Genomic DNA, 16,887 nt, shown 5'->3' with positions numbered 1-16,887 from the left:
TTTGTTTAGAAATCCCTCCCGACCTCCCTTTGAAAAGGGAGGAGTTCCCCTCTTTAATGAAGAGGGGTTAGGGGAGATTGAATTAAACCACCAAATTCACTAATTTATTTGGCACCACAATTTCTTTCTTGGTTGGACCTGTCAAGAATTGTTGAACTTCTGGCAAGGCTTTAGCCAATGCAAGCAATTCATCTTTCGATGTATCGACAGGCACTTCTAATTTGCCACGCAGTTTACCATTCACTTGAACCACAATCGTTTGCGTATTACGTGTGAGTGCAGATTCGTCTACAGTCGGGAACAACACGCTGGTTAAGTCCAGTCCGAATTCAGCCAATAAAGTCTGGCTTAAATGTGGTGCAAATGGTGCAAGTAAAGTTAAAAGTGTTGTAATCGATTCACGAGCAACCGCAACATCATTATCATTTTTCGCTTCAAACTTATTGTTCGCATTTAATAGTTCCATCATTGCTGCAATAGCCGTGTTAAAGGCATGGCGGCGTTCGATGTCATCACCCACTTTTTGAATGGTTTCATGCGTTTTACGACGTAAGTCTTGTGCTTCTGTAGACAGTTGAGCAGTATCAATTGCAGATGCTGCATTGCCTTTTTCAAGGAAACTTGCAACCAAACGCCATACACGTTTCAAGAAACGGTTTGCGCCTTCTACACCTGCATCAGACCATTCGAGTGATTGATCTGGTGGCGCTGCAAACATCATAAATACACGTGCTGTATCTGCACCGTACTGATCAATAATGGCTTGCGGGTCGATACCGTTATTTTTCGACTTCGACATTTTCTCTTGGCCGCCAACAATCACGTCCTGACCATCACCTTGGTATTTCGCAGACAGAATACGCCCTTTTTCATCACGTTCGAGGTCGATATCTGCAGGGTTAAACCAAGTTTTCTTGCCTGATTCAGCTTCACGGTAATAAGTGTCTGCCAAAACCATACCTTGAGTTAACAGATTGGTAAATGGTTCATTACCTTGTACTACACCTTCATCACGCATCAATTTGTGGAAGAAGCGTGCATAAAGTAAGTGCAGAATCGCGTGTTCAACACCACCGATGTATTGATTTACTGGAAGCCATGTTTGAGCAGCTTCAGGTTTAACTAAACCATCAGTAAAATCAGGAGATGCATAACGTGCATAGTACCAAGATGACTCTACAAAGGTATCTAAAGTATCAGTTTCACGACGCGCATCACCACCACAGCTTGGGCAAGAGGTTTGATAAAACTCAGGCATCTTGTTCAATGGGTTCCCCGAGCCATCAGGTACGACATCAGTCGGTAAGACCACTGGAAGTTGCTCTTCAGGTACAGGAACCTGACCACATTTTTCACAGTTGATCATTGGAATTGGACAACCCCAATAACGCTGACGCGATACACCCCAGTCACGTAAACGGAACTGAACTTTGGTGCTTGCAAGAGTTGTTGGTTCTAATTTTGCAAGGAACGCATCATAAGCAGCTTGAAAGTCTAAACCGTCAAATTCTGCTGAATTGACCAATTTACCTTCTTTAGAGCCGTACCATTCTTGCCATTGTGCAGCATCAAAGTCTGCATCGTCTGCACCTTGAGCATCAATCACTTGTTTAATGGTTAAGCCGTATTTATTGGCAAATTCAAAATCACGTTCGTCGTGTGCAGGTACAGCCATCACAGCGCCAGAGCCATAAGACATCAACACGTAGTTGGCAATCCAAACAGGAATGTCTTCACCAGTGACAGGATGCTTCACAGACAGACCTGTTGCCATACCTTTCTTTTCAGCGGTAGCTAAGTCAGCTTCTGCGACTGAACCCATACGGCATTCTTCAATAAATGCTTTTAAAGCATCATTGCTTTCAGCGGCTTTCAGCGCCATTGGATGTTCTGCTGCAACTGCAACATAAGTCACACCCATTAAGGTGTCAGCACGTGTGGTGAATACAGTAAGGCCGTCTGCGTAAATTTCAGGATTCGCTGAAGGGAAGGTGATATCCATCCCTTGTGAGCGACCAATCCAGTTGCGTTGCATGGTCAAGACTTGTTGTGGCCAACCATCTTTTAAGGTATCTAAATCGTCTAATAATTCTTGTGCATAGTCGGTGATGCGGAAGTAATACATTGGAATATCACGTTTTTCAACCAACGCACCTGAACGCCAGCCACGACCATTTTCAACTTGTTCATTGGCCAGTACCGTCTGATCCACAGGATCCCAGTTTACTGTTGAAAGTTTACGGTAAATGAGGCCTTTTTTATAAAGTTGTACAAATAACCACTGTTCCCAGCGGTAGTATTCAGGGGTACACGTTGCAAATTCACGATCCCAATCGACTGATAGACCTAATTTTTTTAATTGGTCACGCATATATGCGATGTTTTCAAAGGTCCATTTTGCAGGTGCAACTTGGTGTGCAATTGCAGCATTTTCAGCAGGTAAACCAAAAGCATCCCAACCCATAGGTTGCAGGACAGTTTCCCCTTTGAGACGGTGGAAACGGCTGATGACATCACCAATAGTGTAGTTACGCACATGACCCATATGCAGTTTGCCACTTGGATAAGGGAACATCGAGAGGATATAACGACGTGGACCTTCTACAGAGTCGGCAACTTTAAAGGCTTTACGAGCTTCCCAGTCTTGTTGGACGGTAGGTTCAATCGCGCTCGCTTGATATTCAGGGTCAATGTGAGTAGTCATATACGTATGTAGAACAATGGTTAAAAAGTTTGTTGCACAGCATAGCGCAAAATGCACCTAAAAGTGAATTTTGCGCTATGTTTTGTGCAGGAAATTAAACAAGCTGAAAATAAATCTGGAACCGTACGGAATGATTAAACCGCAGGGCGGACTTGTTGGCCTTGTTGAAGTGCTTCATTCGCTTCACGTCGTTGATTTTCTAAATCAAGCGCTGGTGCTGGGGCTGCGCTTGGTACAGCATTGGGGGGAGCTGGTACGGTATTTGGCATATTGGCAGGTGGGGGTGCTTCCGGTGAAGCAGCTTGTGGCGAATTTTTCCAACCATAGGTATCGACTTTACCCTTTTTCTTTGCTGTTTTGGGTGGAGGTGTTGTGGTGTAATGTGTCGAGCCTTGGCTATCAACCCACTTATAATACGTCTTGGCAAAGCTTTGTGTACTGCCCATTGCAAGCCCCATCCCCACCAAACATGCTGCCATTCTTGCAAACTGAATACTCATCTACCATTGTCCTTTTTATATCCGTAGTCATTGGATTTTATCGGGTTTATCGTTGTCGTTATTTTATGCCAATTTTAGAGCAATAAGCAGTGTTTGATGCGTTTTTCATCTGAGTTTTTTGAAATATTTTGCAGGTCAAATCCTCAGTTCAAAGTGTGAAATATGCGTTATGACACAGTATGAAAATAAGAAGGTTGTGCTAAAACCTGATGTACAAATGCTGATCTACACTTAAAAATGAAAAAACCTGAGATAGATGTTGGATTTAAATTTGGGTGAATATCTTATTAAACTTATTTATGGGTTTTATTATGTTTTTTTATTAATAAATTCAGTGAAATAGAAATCTATTTGTTTTTGCACTAAAAAACCAAGAAAAAGCAGCTCAGTTTTGTTTGTCCGTGATGAATAAAAAATAAACGCTCTGTAAATAAACAAAAAAAAGCTAATTTTTAAACTTGACTTTAGTCACGAAACTCCTAAAAATGCTGTCTTTAGTTTTATATGCCTTTACTCGATCACCCTTCGATAAAGTGTCATTTCATGCAATGGACACGCTTTCTAGCCGAGACCGTGAACAAAGTAAAAAAATGTGTTTATCCCAACACGTTTTAGATCTCATATTGCTCAAACAGCATACAGATCAGAATTTTTTCCTATTGCTATGAAAACTAAGAAATATGTGTGCTATAACAGTGCAGACAATCAATGAATGAAACACTGCTGGTGCCTTCCACCATTGCAGTGATAAAGATTAGGGTGAATCACGTTGGAACTTTTATCTGGTGGTGAAATGCTCGTTCGCGCATTGGCGGACGAAGGCGTTGAACATGTATTTGGATACCCAGGCGGCGCAGTTTTACATATCTACGACGCGTTCTTTCAACAAGACAAAATCAATCATTACCTCGTGCGCCATGAACAAGCTGCTGGTCATATGGCGGATGCTTACTCACGCGTAACAGGTAAGACGGGTGTGGTCCTCGTGACTTCAGGTCCGGGTGCAACCAATACTGTGACTCCAATTGCAACGGCTTATATGGACTCAATCCCAATGGTGATTTTGTCAGGTCAGGTTGCGTCACATTTAATTGGTGAAGATGCATTCCAAGAAACAGATATGGTCGGTATTTCTCGTCCAATCGTAAAACATAGTTTCCAAGTGCGCCATGCCAGCGAAATTCCTTCGATTATTAAGAAGGCATTTTATATTGCAGCTTCTGGTCGTCCAGGTCCAGTTGTGGTCGATATTCCAAAGGATGCAACCAATCCTGCTGAGAAATTTGCTTACGAATACCCAGAAAAAGTGAAGATGCGTTCGTATCAACCGCCGCATCGTGGTCATTCAGGTCAAATTCGTAAAGCGATTGAAGAGCTGATTCACGCTAAACGTCCTGTGATTTATTCAGGCGGTGGCGTGGTTCAAGGGAATGCTTCTACACAGTTAACTGAACTGGCGCATATTTTGGGCTTCCCAGTCACCAATACCTTGATGGGGCTTGGTGCATTTCCTGGCAATGATCAACAGTTTATTGGCATGTTGGGTATGCATGGTACCTATGAAGCCAATATGACCATGCACAATGCTGATGTGATTTTGTGTGTCGGTGCGCGTTTCGATGACCGTGTGACCAATAATCCAGCAAAATTCTGTCCAAATGCCAAAGTGATTCATATTGATATCGACCCTGCGACGATTTCAAAAACCATCATGGCGCATATCCCGATCGTGGGTGCGGTAGAACCTGTCCTTCAAGAAATGTTGACACAGTTGAAACAAATGAATGTGTCTAAACCAAATCCTGAAGATATCGCTGCTTGGTGGGCGCAAATCAATGAATGGCGTAAAGTTCATGGCATGCGTTATGAGTCTGGTGCAAACGGCGTAATGAAACCACAACAAGTGGTGGAAGCGTTGGATAAAATCACCAATGGTGATGCGATCATTACTTCTGACGTAGGTCAGCATCAAATGTTTGGTGCGAACTATTATAAGTATAAACGTCCACGCCAATGGATTAACTCAGGTGGCCTAGGCACCATGGGTGTTGGTTTACCCTATGCGATGGCGGCGAAATTGGCTTTCCCTGACCAACAAGTGGTGTGTATCACAGGTGAAGCATCGATTCAAATGTGCATTCAAGAGCTTTCGACGTGTAAGCAATATGGCCTGAACGTAAAAATCCTCTGCTTGAATAACCAAGCTCTAGGAATGGTGAAGCAGTGGCAAGATATGAACTATGAAGGACGTCACTCAAGTTCTTATATTGATTCATTGCCTGACTTCCCGAAATTGATGGAAGCCTATGGTCATGTTGGTATTCAAATTGACCATGCGGATGAGCTAGAGTCGAAGCTTGCTGAAGCAATGGCGATCAACGATAAATGCGTATTTATTAATGTGATGGTTGACCGTACAGAGCATGTTTATCCAATGCTTATTGCAGGTCAGTCAATGCAAGATATGTGGTTAGGTAAAGGGGAGCGCACGTCATGAGACACATTATCTCTGTACTTGTAGAAAACGAAGCTGGTGCGCTTTCTCGTTTGGTGGGTTTGTTTTCTCAACGTGGTTATAACATTGAGACTTTAAATGTTGCACCAACCGAAGATCCGACCTTATCTCGTTTGACATTAACGACTTATGGCGATGACCATAAAATTGAACAAATCACCAAACAGCTCAACAAATTGGTTGAAGTGGTGAAAGTGGTTGACCTGTCTGAAGGTGCGCACATTGAGCGTGAGTTGATGTTGATTAAAGTCAAATCACTTGGCTCGGCACGTGCTGAAATTAAACGAACTGCGGACATTTTCCGTGCGCAAATTGTTGATGTCACCCCAACGACTTACACCATTCAAATCGCGGGTACGACTGAAAAAATTGATGGTTTTATTGATGCGTTAGCAGAAAACACCATCCTAGAAGTTGTACGCTCAGGTGTTTCAGGCATCGCGCGTGGCGAAAAAGTTTTAACCATTTAATTAATTAACACGATTCAACCTCCTTTTGAGAAAGAGGAGGATTTCATCAAACAATAAACCCCTTGATGGAATTACAGAATACCAAGCATTTTAGCGGAGACAGCAATGCAAATTTTTTACGATAAAGACTGCGACTTATCTATCATCCAATCTAAGAAAGTAGCGATCATTGGTTACGGTTCACAAGGTCACGCACACGCGCTTAACCTTAAAGATTCTGGTGTAGACGTAACTGTAGGTTTACGCGCTGGTTCTACTTCTTGGAAAAAAGCTGAAAATTCAGGTCTTAAAGTTGCTGAAGTTCCTGCTGCAGTTGCTCAAGCTGACGTAGTCATGATCTTGACTCCAGATGAGTTCCAATCACAACTTTATCGTGACGTGATTGAGCCAAACATCAAAGAAGGTGCAACATTAGCATTTGCTCATGGTTTCTCTGTTCTTTATAACCAAGTTGTTCCACGTGCTGATCTTGACGTAATCATGGTTGCACCAAAAGCACCAGGTCATACAGTACGTTCTGAATACCAACGTGGTTCGGGTGTTCCTGACTTAATCGCGATTCATCAAGATGCGTCTGGTAATGCACGTAACCTAGCACTTTCTTATGCTTCTGGTGTAGGTGGTGGTCGTACAGGTATCATCGAAACTTCATTCCGTGAAGAAACTGAAACTGACTTATTTGGTGAGCAAGCAGTTCTTTGTGGTGGTGCTGTAGAACTTGTGAAAATGGGATTCGAAACTTTGGTAGAAGCAGGTTATGCACCTGAAATGGCTTACTTTGAATGCTTACACGAACTTAAGTTAATCGTTGACTTGATGTTCGAAGGTGGTATTGCAGATATGAACTATTCAGTATCGAACAATGCTGAATATGGTGAATACGTAACTGGTGTTGAAGTGATCAACGAACAGTCTCGTGAAGCGATGCGTAATGCACTTAAACGTATCCAATCTGGTGAATACGCGAAGATGTTTATTAACGAAGGTGCGTTGAACTACCCATCAATGACTGCTCGTCGTCGTCAAAACGCAGCACATGGTATTGAAGTAACAGGTAATAAACTTCGTGCAATGATGCCGTGGATTCAAGCGAACAAAATCGTTGATAAAGAGAAGAATTAATTTCTCGAATCAATTGATTTGAATGCGAAAACCCACTCTATTTGAGTGGGTTTTTTCTATTTTTATTGTTACGTGCCTCAAAAAGATGAAAGCAGTGCTTTCATCTTTTTCGTACTTTGGATTCAAGCAAACAAGATTGTAGATAAAGAAAAGAACTAAGGTTACGTTACGTGCCTTTAAAAATGGGAAAGCAATGCTTTTCCATTTTTTTTGTACCTTAGATTCAAGCGAACAAGATTGTAGATAAAGAAAACAACTAAGTTTCTGATCTAGCTGATTTTAAGTGGTAAAACCCTGTCTCGTCAGGGTTTTTTTATTGATCTACTATCATGTTTTATGTGGGGCAAAGCTATTAATTAAAAAGATGTGAGTATAAATAGGGCCATGATATGGCTATCGGTACACAGCTATAAGTTGATCTTACCAGTGTTCAAAATCGTTATATGGAGTCCACGTTTATTTCATTTCAGTGCTAGATATATGGGTAGCATATATGGTCCAAAAACTATTGGATTAATAACGTATCCATGGGCTTTATTGCAATAAATGAAACTCTCAAAAAAGTGTACCTATCATTACGTTTGGGTTTTTAGTGTGAGTTTTTGATTTCTAAAATAGTAGGTCATGTAAATTTAAGGCTTGATTATTTGATTTTAGTCATGTTGTTCAATCACTGAAATTGGGTAAATAGCATGTGAATAAACTTTGGATTTTAGCAAGATGATCGACCTGAATTGAAAAATTGATGGAAATGTAAAGTAAAAAAAAGATGAAAAATGAATTTTTTAGCGGGTTAAGAAATTATTCACCCAAATATGTAATTAAATGTAAATTTGAAATGTTAAAAATTTCTAAGATAAAACAGAGATCTACTTAAAATATAAAAAAGCACTAAAATTGTGCATCACTGAAAGTGGTGTAACTATTTTCAGGGGTTTATTAAATTAATTAATAAATAAAATAACAATAAAAACAATATATTAATTTTACTTTGTTGAGGTTTTAAAGTTGGGTCTCTATTTGAGTGAAAAAGGCTGCATAGATGATTTTTTATACAGAATAACTAGAATAAAAACACGCTTAAGAAAAGCTTGGTAGCCAAACAAGGTCCAGTTTAATTAAGGGTAACCATAACAATTAATCAGGTTTTAAAAGAAAAATCTCGGAGAGTAGCTATGAATAAAATACTTCAAGCATCACTAGTTGCAACACTATTAGGTGCAGGTTCTACAGCCCTTTATGCAGAGGATGATTCAGCATCACGCCCTAGTTATAACTGGGGGAACTGTACTTCTCTAGGTTGTGAAAAAGATATTCCTATTAAATTAGAAATCCCTAAAAAATGTGAAGTGCTTGGCGGTAGTGCCATTACGTTAAGTAAAGATGGTGGTCCAAAAACTTCAAGCTATACTGTGCGTAGTAATACCCACTATACGCTTAACATTCAAACAGCGAATGCTGGAACTTCAAATACTACTTTTGTGAAGCACGAAGATGATGCTAACGTTAAAGTTCCAACAACAATTACTACGGCTAAAGCAGGCGGCGGCAGTGTTGGTTGGGGTAATTCAAACCATGCAGGATTAGCGGATGATATCTACACAGTGACAGTGAATAACTCTGCAGTCAGTGCCTTCCAACGTGCGGGTACATACAACGATACTTATAAAATTAAAGTTTACTACTAATTTATTTAAACTAAGCCTAACTTGATTACAGTATCAGGTTAGGTTTTTTAAAATTATAATAAGGGGTGTAATATGAAAAGAATAATATCAATTTTGGTGTCTTCGATGCTGTATATGTCGGGAACACATGCTGGTGTTTCAGTTGACCCAGTTCAAATGTATATTCAAAATCCCGCAAAGCAAAGAACAACAACATTAACCCTAGAATCTAAAGATGAGACAGAAAAGAGAATTTTTGAAGTAAAAGCATTTAAGTGGACGCAAAAAGAAAATGGCGAAAACGTACTGGAGCCTGATAACTCCTTAATTATTAATCCTAAAAACTTTATTTTGCAGCCGAATGGTAAACAGACTATTCGTGTGGGCTTTAACCGTCCCATTGAGTCTATTTTAAGTGGACAGCAAGAAGGTACATGGCGTGTGATTGTTGATGAAATTCCACAGGCTGTAAAAGAATCTTCAGTAAATTTTCTGGTTAGCTTTAATTTACCCCTCTTTGTTGGTAAGCAGGAAGATATTAAACTAAATTTCAACGTTGAAAATAATAAGCTGATTGTTAAAAATAATGCAAAATCGCATATTCAAATCGCAAATTTGAAAATTGTAGATGCAAATAAAAAAGAAGTCTTTAAAACGGAAACCATGAATTATTTGCTTGCAAATAAAAGCGCGTCCTATGATTTAAACAAAATACGAATATCAAATCCTAAAAATTATTATGTTCAATTGTTTACTGATAAGAACGATAAAATGGTGGAGCTCAAATTCTCGGATTAGTTTGAGGTGGGGAGTTTACGATGAATACGAAAATAAGAATACTTATCGCTATTCATATTTTTTTTGCACTAAATGTGAATGCCAGTGAGGGTATGCTGGAAGAAAATATTGCGAATCTTTGGATTAATGATCTAGATCATCATACAGATGTCGCCTTATTAAAGCAGGGAGATCAATATTATCTTGAATGTCAGGTACTGGCAGAACGTCAAATTTCAACTGCGCAATTAAAAACCTTAGCTTCGCGACCAGAATTCTGCTTGGTGTCATCAAGTAGTGTTCAGTCAACTTTTGATGATTCATCGCAATCCATTAAGCTCACGATTCCAACAGAACTTTTTGAAACGGACTTTAATGCATTAAACAATAGCATCATTCCTGAAAAGGCCAGTTTTGGCGGTTTCATAAATTATGATTTTCTTTATGCAACTAGTAATTCTAATAACTCTTATAGTGGACTGATGGAGTTAGGGGTTTTCAAAGATTATTGGATCATGAAAAACTCGATGTTGTATCAGAATACCCCCACAGATGAGCGAGTGGTTCGCTTAAGTAGTAGTGTCGATTTTGAATTTTCTAAACATATGACCCGCTTAACGGTAGGGGATACTACAACTACATATAACCCTTTGATTAATTCTTTACGTTTTGCAGGTTTAAATTGGGGGACGAATTACACTGAAAGACCGAATTTTGTGTACTGGAATATGCCAAGTTTACAAGGGAGTGCGCGCGTTCCTTCTACTGTTGATTTATATATAAATGGCGTAAATATTTATAATCAGAAGGTCAGCCCTGGTGATTATAACTTACTAATGGGGGCACAAATCCAACAAGCTGGTAATGCGCAAATTGTAGTTGAGGATGTACTCGGGAATCGAAGTGTACAAAGCTTTCCTATTATGGTGACCAATAGACTATTACGATCTGGTTTGAATGAATATAGTGTTGCAGCAGGTAAACTTCGTTATAACTATAATGTGGATAGTAGCGATTATAGGGACTTCTTTGTGAATACTTATTTTCGCAGAGGTATGTCAAACTCAACAACGTTAGGAAGCAATTTATCTTACAGTAAAGATATACAAAATATAGGGTTCATGTGGACACAAGCGATTAGTAATATTTTTGTTCTCGATAGTGTTGTTCTTGCTTCTCATGATGATGAAAACCAATTTAATTATTCCTATGGGTTATCCGCAAGTAAAGACTTTGGTCGATTTTCAATGGGCGCGAGTTCAAAATATACAGAAAAAGATTTTAAATTTTTAGGAGATGAGTTAGGTGCCAATTCTAACTATCCGAAATTTGAAAATCTTGCATATTTTGGTATGAGTAATGTGCCCTATTTGCATAATCTAAATATTAACTATGCAGAACAAAAATATTATGAAAATCCTGATTTTCCTAATAGTAACCAAAAGGTAATAAATGTTGGGTTTAATCGGAATTTTGGTCGTCGAATTTCATTTGGTTTAAGCTATTTCAACTCTTTTGGTGACAGGAAAGACTCAGGCGGCATTCTTTCACTTAGCTACAGTTTTGATAATAAGTCCGTTTACTTTAGTCAATCAGCTGACCAAAATACAAATCTCCAGTTGGTGAAATATGATTCCAATCAAGTCGGTTTCGATTATTCTCTTGGAGTAAACCGTCGTAGTGAAGACACGATGTTTAACTTTAATGGTGTTGTTAAAACAGATGTAGGAGATTTAGATTTCTATCATGTGCAAGGTCGTGAAGATCGTGAATCACAGTTAAATTATCGAGGAGCAGTTGTTTGGTTGGGTAATAAAATAAGTTTTACTAAAATGGTTGATAATGCATTTACTTTAGTCAAAGTAGGGGATTATCAAGATATTGATATTTTAAGATCGCTGACCTATGTTGATAAAACCAATAAAAAGGGATATGCCTTTATTCATGATGTTATTCCTTATGTTAAATACGACATTGCATTTGATCAAAATCAACTACCTATCGAAGATAAAATACAGTATTCAAGCAAACAATTAACGGCTTTAAATCAACGCGGTTATATCATCAATTTCCCAGTATTCCATGCAAAACAAGTTACTGTTAAGCCAGTAGACAGTAACAATCGGTCTTTTGCTGCTGGTTCAGAGCTTTATATTGATAATAATGGTGAAGGAGAGGTTTATCCGATTTCTACCGATGGTAGCGTAACGCTTTATGGTTTAATTCCGGGAACATATAAGATACAAATTAAAACTAAAGAAGCACGCAGTTGTTCGTCAGAACTTACAATTACAGATACTAAGAATGATGACAACTCATCAATACTGGATCTTCAGTGTAAATAAATGGAGTAGAGCCATGAAACTGAACATTATTATACTGCTGTTTTGTGTAGCGGCCACCCCAATAGCTTATGCAAAACAGTGTCAAATTGAGCGTTTAACTTCAAGCCAGTTGAACCTAAGTTCATCATATCTTAGTCAAGCTGCAACTTCTTTCTCAGTTGCTTGTGATAGTAATTACGCGATTAAATTCAATTCGCGTAATTTAACTAATGCAACAGGGAGTAGTTATTTAGTCAATGAGAAAAACTATAAATTGAGAACTCAAATGAATATTTCAGGAGCAAGTGCATCACGTTGGAATAGCCCTATTGCTCAACCAGCAACTGAGCAAAATAAGTTTGTAGTCTTGGTGCAATTGATGGAACGCCCAACTGCCTTAACCCCAGCAGGTGTGTATAAGGATAGCTTGTATATTAATTTGATGTTTTAAATTTTAGGCCTTTAAACTATTAATATGTAAAAAGATACCTACTAATCATAGGTGTCTTTTTATTTGATTGCATTCATTATCATCAAACTGTCAAATAGTTTAACTAAACTTGAGCGAAAATAAGAAAAGTTTGGAATAACATGATCGGTTCAATAACAACAAAATTATTCAAACAGCACAATTTTCCAGAAACTCAGCGGTTTTACCTCAAACAACAACATCAGCATAATATTCAGCAAGAACTCTCTATCCTTCAAGAAACACTTAAGCCAAAGTTAAAAATAACCATCGTGACGGAAACATGGTCACCAGAAATCAATGGTGTGGCGAACTCTTTATTACAACTGTGTAAAGGTTTGCAGAAACTGGGGCATCGTATTCAGCTCATTCGCCCAATACAAAAAACCATATGTACCGACTTTAAGGCAGAGCAGGAGTGTTTGGTTTGGGCGAAAAGCATTCCTAAATATGCCGATATGCAATTTGGTATGCCACAGTATGTCAAAGTCAGCAAAGCGATTGAATGCTTCGCACCAGATGTGGTCCATATTGTGACGGAAGGACCGTTGGGGTTGACGGCACTGTATGCTGCTCAAGCACATCAAATTCCAGTGTCTAGTGGCTTTCATTCAACTTTTCATGACTTTAGTCGCTTCTTTGATTTGGCTTTGCTGGTCAAACCGATTGAAAGTTATCTTCGCTGGTTTCATAACCATACGGTACTCACCTGTGTGCCGAGTCAAACGACGTTAAATCAACTTAAGGCCTTTGGTGTGATTTGCCCCTTGGTTGAGGTTGGGCGAGGGGTGGATACAACTCGCTTCCATCCAGAGCATCGCTCAGAACAATTGCGTCAGTGCTGGCAAGCAGATGCAAATACTTCTGTGTTGCTATATGTGGGACGTTTATCTCCAGAAAAAGAAGTCGATGTGCTCATTGAAAGCTATTTGAATATCAAGAAGCAGCAATCGCGCAAGTTGAAAATGGTGATTGTGGGCGATGGGCCAGATCGTAAGCGTTTAACTGAAATGGCAAATGGCTCAGATGTGATTTTTACGGGAAGCTTAACAGGTAAGTCACTTGCTCAAGCCTATGCCAGTGCAGATGTTTTTGTTTTTGCCAGTCAAATAGAGACTTTTGGTAATGTAATACTCGAAGCCATGTCCAGTGGCTTGCCCGTGGTGGCCTATAACTATGCCAGTCCGCAGCGTTATATCAAGCAAGGTATAACAGGGTGGTTAAGTCCTTTTGGACAAGTGGCACATTTTATGCAGACTATTATTCAACTGCCAGAGCAAAAGGTACTTAGATGTATGGGAACTCAAGCGCGTCAGGACATTGAAAGTGTGGGCTGGCAGTATCCTGTAAAACAGTTTGAGCAAGCCTTATATCATGCGGCAAATATTAAGGCAGCACCTTAGCCAATAGCTGTTTTAAAAGCGTCAGTGATAAAGATGAGTTGGGTAATTTTGATGAGTTTTAACTTAAATCATCAAACTGTCAAAAACACCCTTTAATATGAGCTTAACGAGAAGCGATTTTGATGCATTAAATCGTCATATAACAATGATTTTCCAGCTGAACTTTCAACATTGTTGTTAAGGAGAAGTGGTATGAATCTTAAAACTGCAAAAATAAGAATATTAGATTTAGATTTAAAGGGTTGTGTCTATCTCAATCATTTCTCCCATTCGCATGCTGTAGCCAATTTTTTTAAGCGGATCAGTCGATTGGGAGATGGCATCTTTTGGTACACGATGTTGGCTTTAACTTGGTTGTTGCAAGGATTGGTCTACAGTTTACAAATCGTGTATTTGGTGCTTGGTTCATTGTGCGGGACTTTAATTTATAAAGTTTTAAAAATCAAAACTATTCGCCCAAGACCCTATCAAGTACATCAGGTGATTCGAATGGGTGAGCGACCGCTTGACCATTTTAGTTTTCCTTCAGGTCATACTTTACATGCGGTGATGGTCAGTACTTTATTGGGCTTTGTACAGCCCATTTTATTGGTGCTCATGTTGCCTTTTACTGTTTTGGTTGCCGCGTCACGCATGATTTTAGGGCTACATTATCCAAGTGATGTGTTGGTGGGAGCGGCTATAGGTGCGGTGGTAGCTGTTACTTTAATTTGTAGTGCACCATTTTTAAATATCGCGTTGTAAAAAGCCCAATTTTATCTCAAACAAACTAGCGCTTAAATTTCAGAGTTTGCTACAGTACAGTATCTTCTACATTGTGATGAGACTCCACCATGGGCTTACGTTGGTCAGACACTATTGATATTGCTATTGAGTTGTATGAAGCTCATCCAGATGTCGATCCGCAGTGGATTCGCTTTACGGACTTACATGCTTGGGTGTGTGCCTTACCAGACTTTAGTGATGATCCGACCAAGTCGACTGAAGGTTTGCTTGAAGCAATTCAAATGGCATGGATTGACGAAGCACGATAATCCTTGCATCGAAAAAAGCAACTTTTTACAGAGTAAAAGCAGAAAATTGTGCATTATGTCGGTATAATGCGCCAAAATTTTCATGTCTACATTGACTTAAGGAGCCAATCATGGCTATTGAACGTACTTTATCTATCGTAAAACCAGACGCAGTTGCTAAAAACCACATCGGTGACATTTTTGCTCGTTTTGAAAAAGCTGGTCTTCAAATCGTTGCAACTAAAATGAAACACTTGACTCAAACTGAAGCTGAAGGTTTCTACGCAGAGCACAAAGAACGTGGTTTCTTTGCTGACCTAGTTGCGTTCATGACTTCTGGTCCAGTTGTTGTTTCTGTTCTTGAAGGCGAAAACGCAGTTCTTGCTCACCGCGAAATTCTTGGCGCAACTAACCCTAAAGAAGCTGCTCCAGGCACTATCCGCGCTGACTTCGCTGTAAGCATCGACGAAAATGCTGCTCACGGTTCTGACTCTGTAGCATCTGCTGATCGTGAAGTTAACTACTTCTTCGCTCAAACTGAGATTGCTCCACGTACTCGTTAATTCGAAGTATTCAAACCAGATAAGTGTTATTATACTTATCTGGTTTTTTTATTCCCTGAATAAATTTCTGCTCGTTTATTGAGCTTCTCCTTTCATCGTTAGACATGGTTTAGGTAATACACATGAGTACTGAAGTGGTCGCTGTCTCTACAGTTTCGGCTGAACAGCAACAATCTCCATCCGCTCCTGCACAGCAAAATTCTGTTGCGAAAGTGAACTTACTTGGCATGTCACGTCCGCAGCTTGAAAAATTCTTCGAAGATATGGGAGAAAAAAAGTTTCGCGCAGGACAGGTGATGAAATGGATTCACCAGTTTTTTGTGACTGATTTTGCAGAGATGACCAATATCTCAGGCAAGTTACGTGAAAAACTTGAAAAACTTTGTGAAATTAAAGCGCCAGAAGTGGTGCATAAAAATTATTCTAAAGATGGTACGCGTAAGTGGGTGTTTCGTGTCGGTGAGGGCGAAGGCTCTTTGGTTGAAACTGTATTGATTCCTGCTGAGCATCGCAGTGGTTTGCGCCGTACTTTATGTATTTCATCTCAAGTGGGCTGTGCACTGGATTGTTCATTTTGTTCAACCGGTAAACAAGGCTTTCAGCGCGACTTAAACCCAGATGAAATTATTGGTCAGTTATGGGTTGCGAACTATTCTTATATGGAAGATGTGCCTGTAGCTGAGCGTGAGCGCTCGGTGACTAATGTCGTAATGATGGGGATGGGCGAGCCATTACTGAACTATGATGCCGTATTGAGCTCAATGCGTATTATGCTAGACGATTTTGCTTATGGTATGTCTAAGCGCCGTGTGACCTTATCGACTTCAGGTGTGGTGCCGAAAATTGATCAATTGGCACAAGATATTGATGTTGCATTGGCAATCTCCCTACACGCGCCAAATGATGAACTACGGAATGAGTTGGTTCCAATCAATAAAAAATATCCATTGGCACAATTGATTGCAGCATGTCAGCGTTATATCGCTAAAGACGGGAATGAAAGTGCACGTAAGCATGTCACGATTGAATATGTGATGTTGGATGGGGTGAATGATCATCCTGAGCATGCGCAGCAGATGATTAAACTGTTGAAGAACTTACCAAGTAAAATTAATTTAATTCCGTTTAATCCATTTCCACATGCGCCTTATGGTCGTTCAAGTCGCAACCGCATTATTTCTTTCCAAAAAACTTTGTCTGATGCTGGATTTGTGTGTACGATTCGTCAAACGCGTGGTGATGATATTGATGCTGCCTGCGGACAATTGGTCGGTCAAGTGGCTGATCGAACACGTCGTGCTGAGCAGTGGAAAAAGAAAGTAGCAGAGAAAAACGAGATTCTACGTTCACAAGGATAATA

General features: G+C 39.6%; 14 protein-coding genes. 12 read left to right on the top strand and 2 right to left on the bottom strand.

Annotated features, from left to right (window positions below; translation table 11 throughout):
- Positions 1-82 precede the first annotated feature (82 nt).
- Together leuS and ACF8FD_RS15885 are read right to left on the bottom strand one after the other, a co-directional pair.
- A complete protein-coding gene (gene leuS / locus ACF8FD_RS15890; protein WP_010327540.1) occupies positions 83-2,704 on the bottom strand; it encodes a leucine--tRNA ligase in 2,622 nt (873 codons plus the stop codon).
- Between the two features lie 134 nt (positions 2,705-2,838).
- Positions 2,839-3,183 carry a DUF4124 domain-containing protein gene (locus ACF8FD_RS15885; RefSeq protein ID WP_392453570.1) on the bottom strand — a complete coding sequence of 115 codons (345 nt, stop codon included), beginning with the start codon at positions 3,181-3,183 and terminating at the stop codon, positions 2,839-2,841.
- A 790-nt stretch (positions 3,184-3,973) separates the two neighbouring features.
- Between ACF8FD_RS15885 and ACF8FD_RS15880 the strand changes: the two genes are divergently transcribed.
- The 12 genes from ACF8FD_RS15880 to rlmN all read left to right on the top strand — a co-directional run bounded on the left by ACF8FD_RS15880 (position 3,974) and on the right by rlmN (position 16,885).
- The gene (locus tag ACF8FD_RS15880; protein WP_234304486.1) at positions 3,974-5,701 is read left to right on the top strand and encodes an acetolactate synthase 3 large subunit; all 1,728 of its coding nucleotides are present in this window, start codon (positions 3,974-3,976) and stop codon (positions 5,699-5,701) included.
- Complete coding sequence (gene ilvN / locus ACF8FD_RS15875; RefSeq protein ID WP_004697653.1) at positions 5,698-6,189, top strand: acetolactate synthase small subunit; 492 nt, start codon at positions 5,698-5,700, stop codon at positions 6,187-6,189. The genes ACF8FD_RS15880 and ilvN overlap by 4 nt, the downstream gene beginning before the upstream one ends.
- 105 nt (positions 6,190-6,294) lie before the next feature.
- Entirely contained in the window at positions 6,295-7,311 is a 1,017-nt protein-coding gene (ilvC, locus tag ACF8FD_RS15870; RefSeq protein WP_078425667.1) for a ketol-acid reductoisomerase, read from the top strand.
- 1,175 nt (positions 7,312-8,486) lie between these two features.
- Positions 8,487-8,999 (top strand): hypothetical protein, encoded by a 513-nt coding sequence (locus ACF8FD_RS15865; protein WP_058870306.1) that lies wholly within the window; start codon positions 8,487-8,489, stop codon positions 8,997-8,999.
- Between the two features lie 72 nt (positions 9,000-9,071).
- The gene (locus ACF8FD_RS15860) at positions 9,072-9,776 is read left to right on the top strand and encodes a molecular chaperone (RefSeq protein ID WP_029575114.1); all 705 of its coding nucleotides are present in this window, start codon (positions 9,072-9,074) and stop codon (positions 9,774-9,776) included.
- A 20-nt stretch (positions 9,777-9,796) separates the two neighbouring features.
- Positions 9,797-12,100 carry a fimbria/pilus outer membrane usher protein gene (locus tag ACF8FD_RS15855; protein ID WP_234304487.1) on the top strand — a complete coding sequence of 768 codons (2,304 nt, stop codon included), beginning with the start codon at positions 9,797-9,799 and terminating at the stop codon, positions 12,098-12,100.
- A gap of 13 nt (positions 12,101-12,113) precedes the next feature.
- Positions 12,114-12,530 carry a hypothetical protein gene (locus ACF8FD_RS15850; RefSeq protein ID WP_004983505.1) on the top strand — a complete coding sequence of 139 codons (417 nt, stop codon included), beginning with the start codon at positions 12,114-12,116 and terminating at the stop codon, positions 12,528-12,530.
- A 140-nt stretch (positions 12,531-12,670) separates the two neighbouring features.
- Positions 12,671-13,951 carry a glycosyltransferase family 1 protein gene (locus tag ACF8FD_RS15845; protein ID WP_205667599.1) on the top strand — a complete coding sequence of 427 codons (1,281 nt, stop codon included), beginning with the start codon at positions 12,671-12,673 and terminating at the stop codon, positions 13,949-13,951.
- 192 nt (positions 13,952-14,143) lie between these two features.
- The gene (locus ACF8FD_RS15840) at positions 14,144-14,695 is read left to right on the top strand and encodes a phosphatase PAP2 family protein (RefSeq protein WP_058870303.1); all 552 of its coding nucleotides are present in this window, start codon (positions 14,144-14,146) and stop codon (positions 14,693-14,695) included.
- Between the two features lie 89 nt (positions 14,696-14,784).
- Entirely contained in the window at positions 14,785-14,985 is a 201-nt protein-coding gene (iscX, locus tag ACF8FD_RS15835; protein WP_004697668.1) for a Fe-S cluster assembly protein IscX, read from the top strand.
- A gap of 110 nt (positions 14,986-15,095) precedes the next feature.
- On the top strand, positions 15,096-15,527 hold the full coding sequence (gene ndk, locus ACF8FD_RS15830) for a nucleoside-diphosphate kinase (RefSeq protein WP_004983508.1): 432 nt from the start codon (positions 15,096-15,098) through the stop codon (positions 15,525-15,527).
- Between the two features lie 122 nt (positions 15,528-15,649).
- The gene (gene rlmN / locus ACF8FD_RS15825; RefSeq protein ID WP_004697671.1) at positions 15,650-16,885 is read left to right on the top strand and encodes a 23S rRNA (adenine(2503)-C(2))-methyltransferase RlmN; all 1,236 of its coding nucleotides are present in this window, start codon (positions 15,650-15,652) and stop codon (positions 16,883-16,885) included.
- Positions 16,886-16,887 lie beyond the last annotated feature (2 nt).

The organism is Acinetobacter sp. TYF_19 (assembly GCF_043105125.1).
In the GTDB taxonomy this organism is placed as follows: Bacteria; Pseudomonadota; Gammaproteobacteria; order Pseudomonadales; family Moraxellaceae; genus Acinetobacter; species Acinetobacter johnsonii.
The sequence above is the reverse complement of the archived record's forward strand: the minus strand, read 5'-3'. Positions and strand labels throughout refer to the sequence as shown.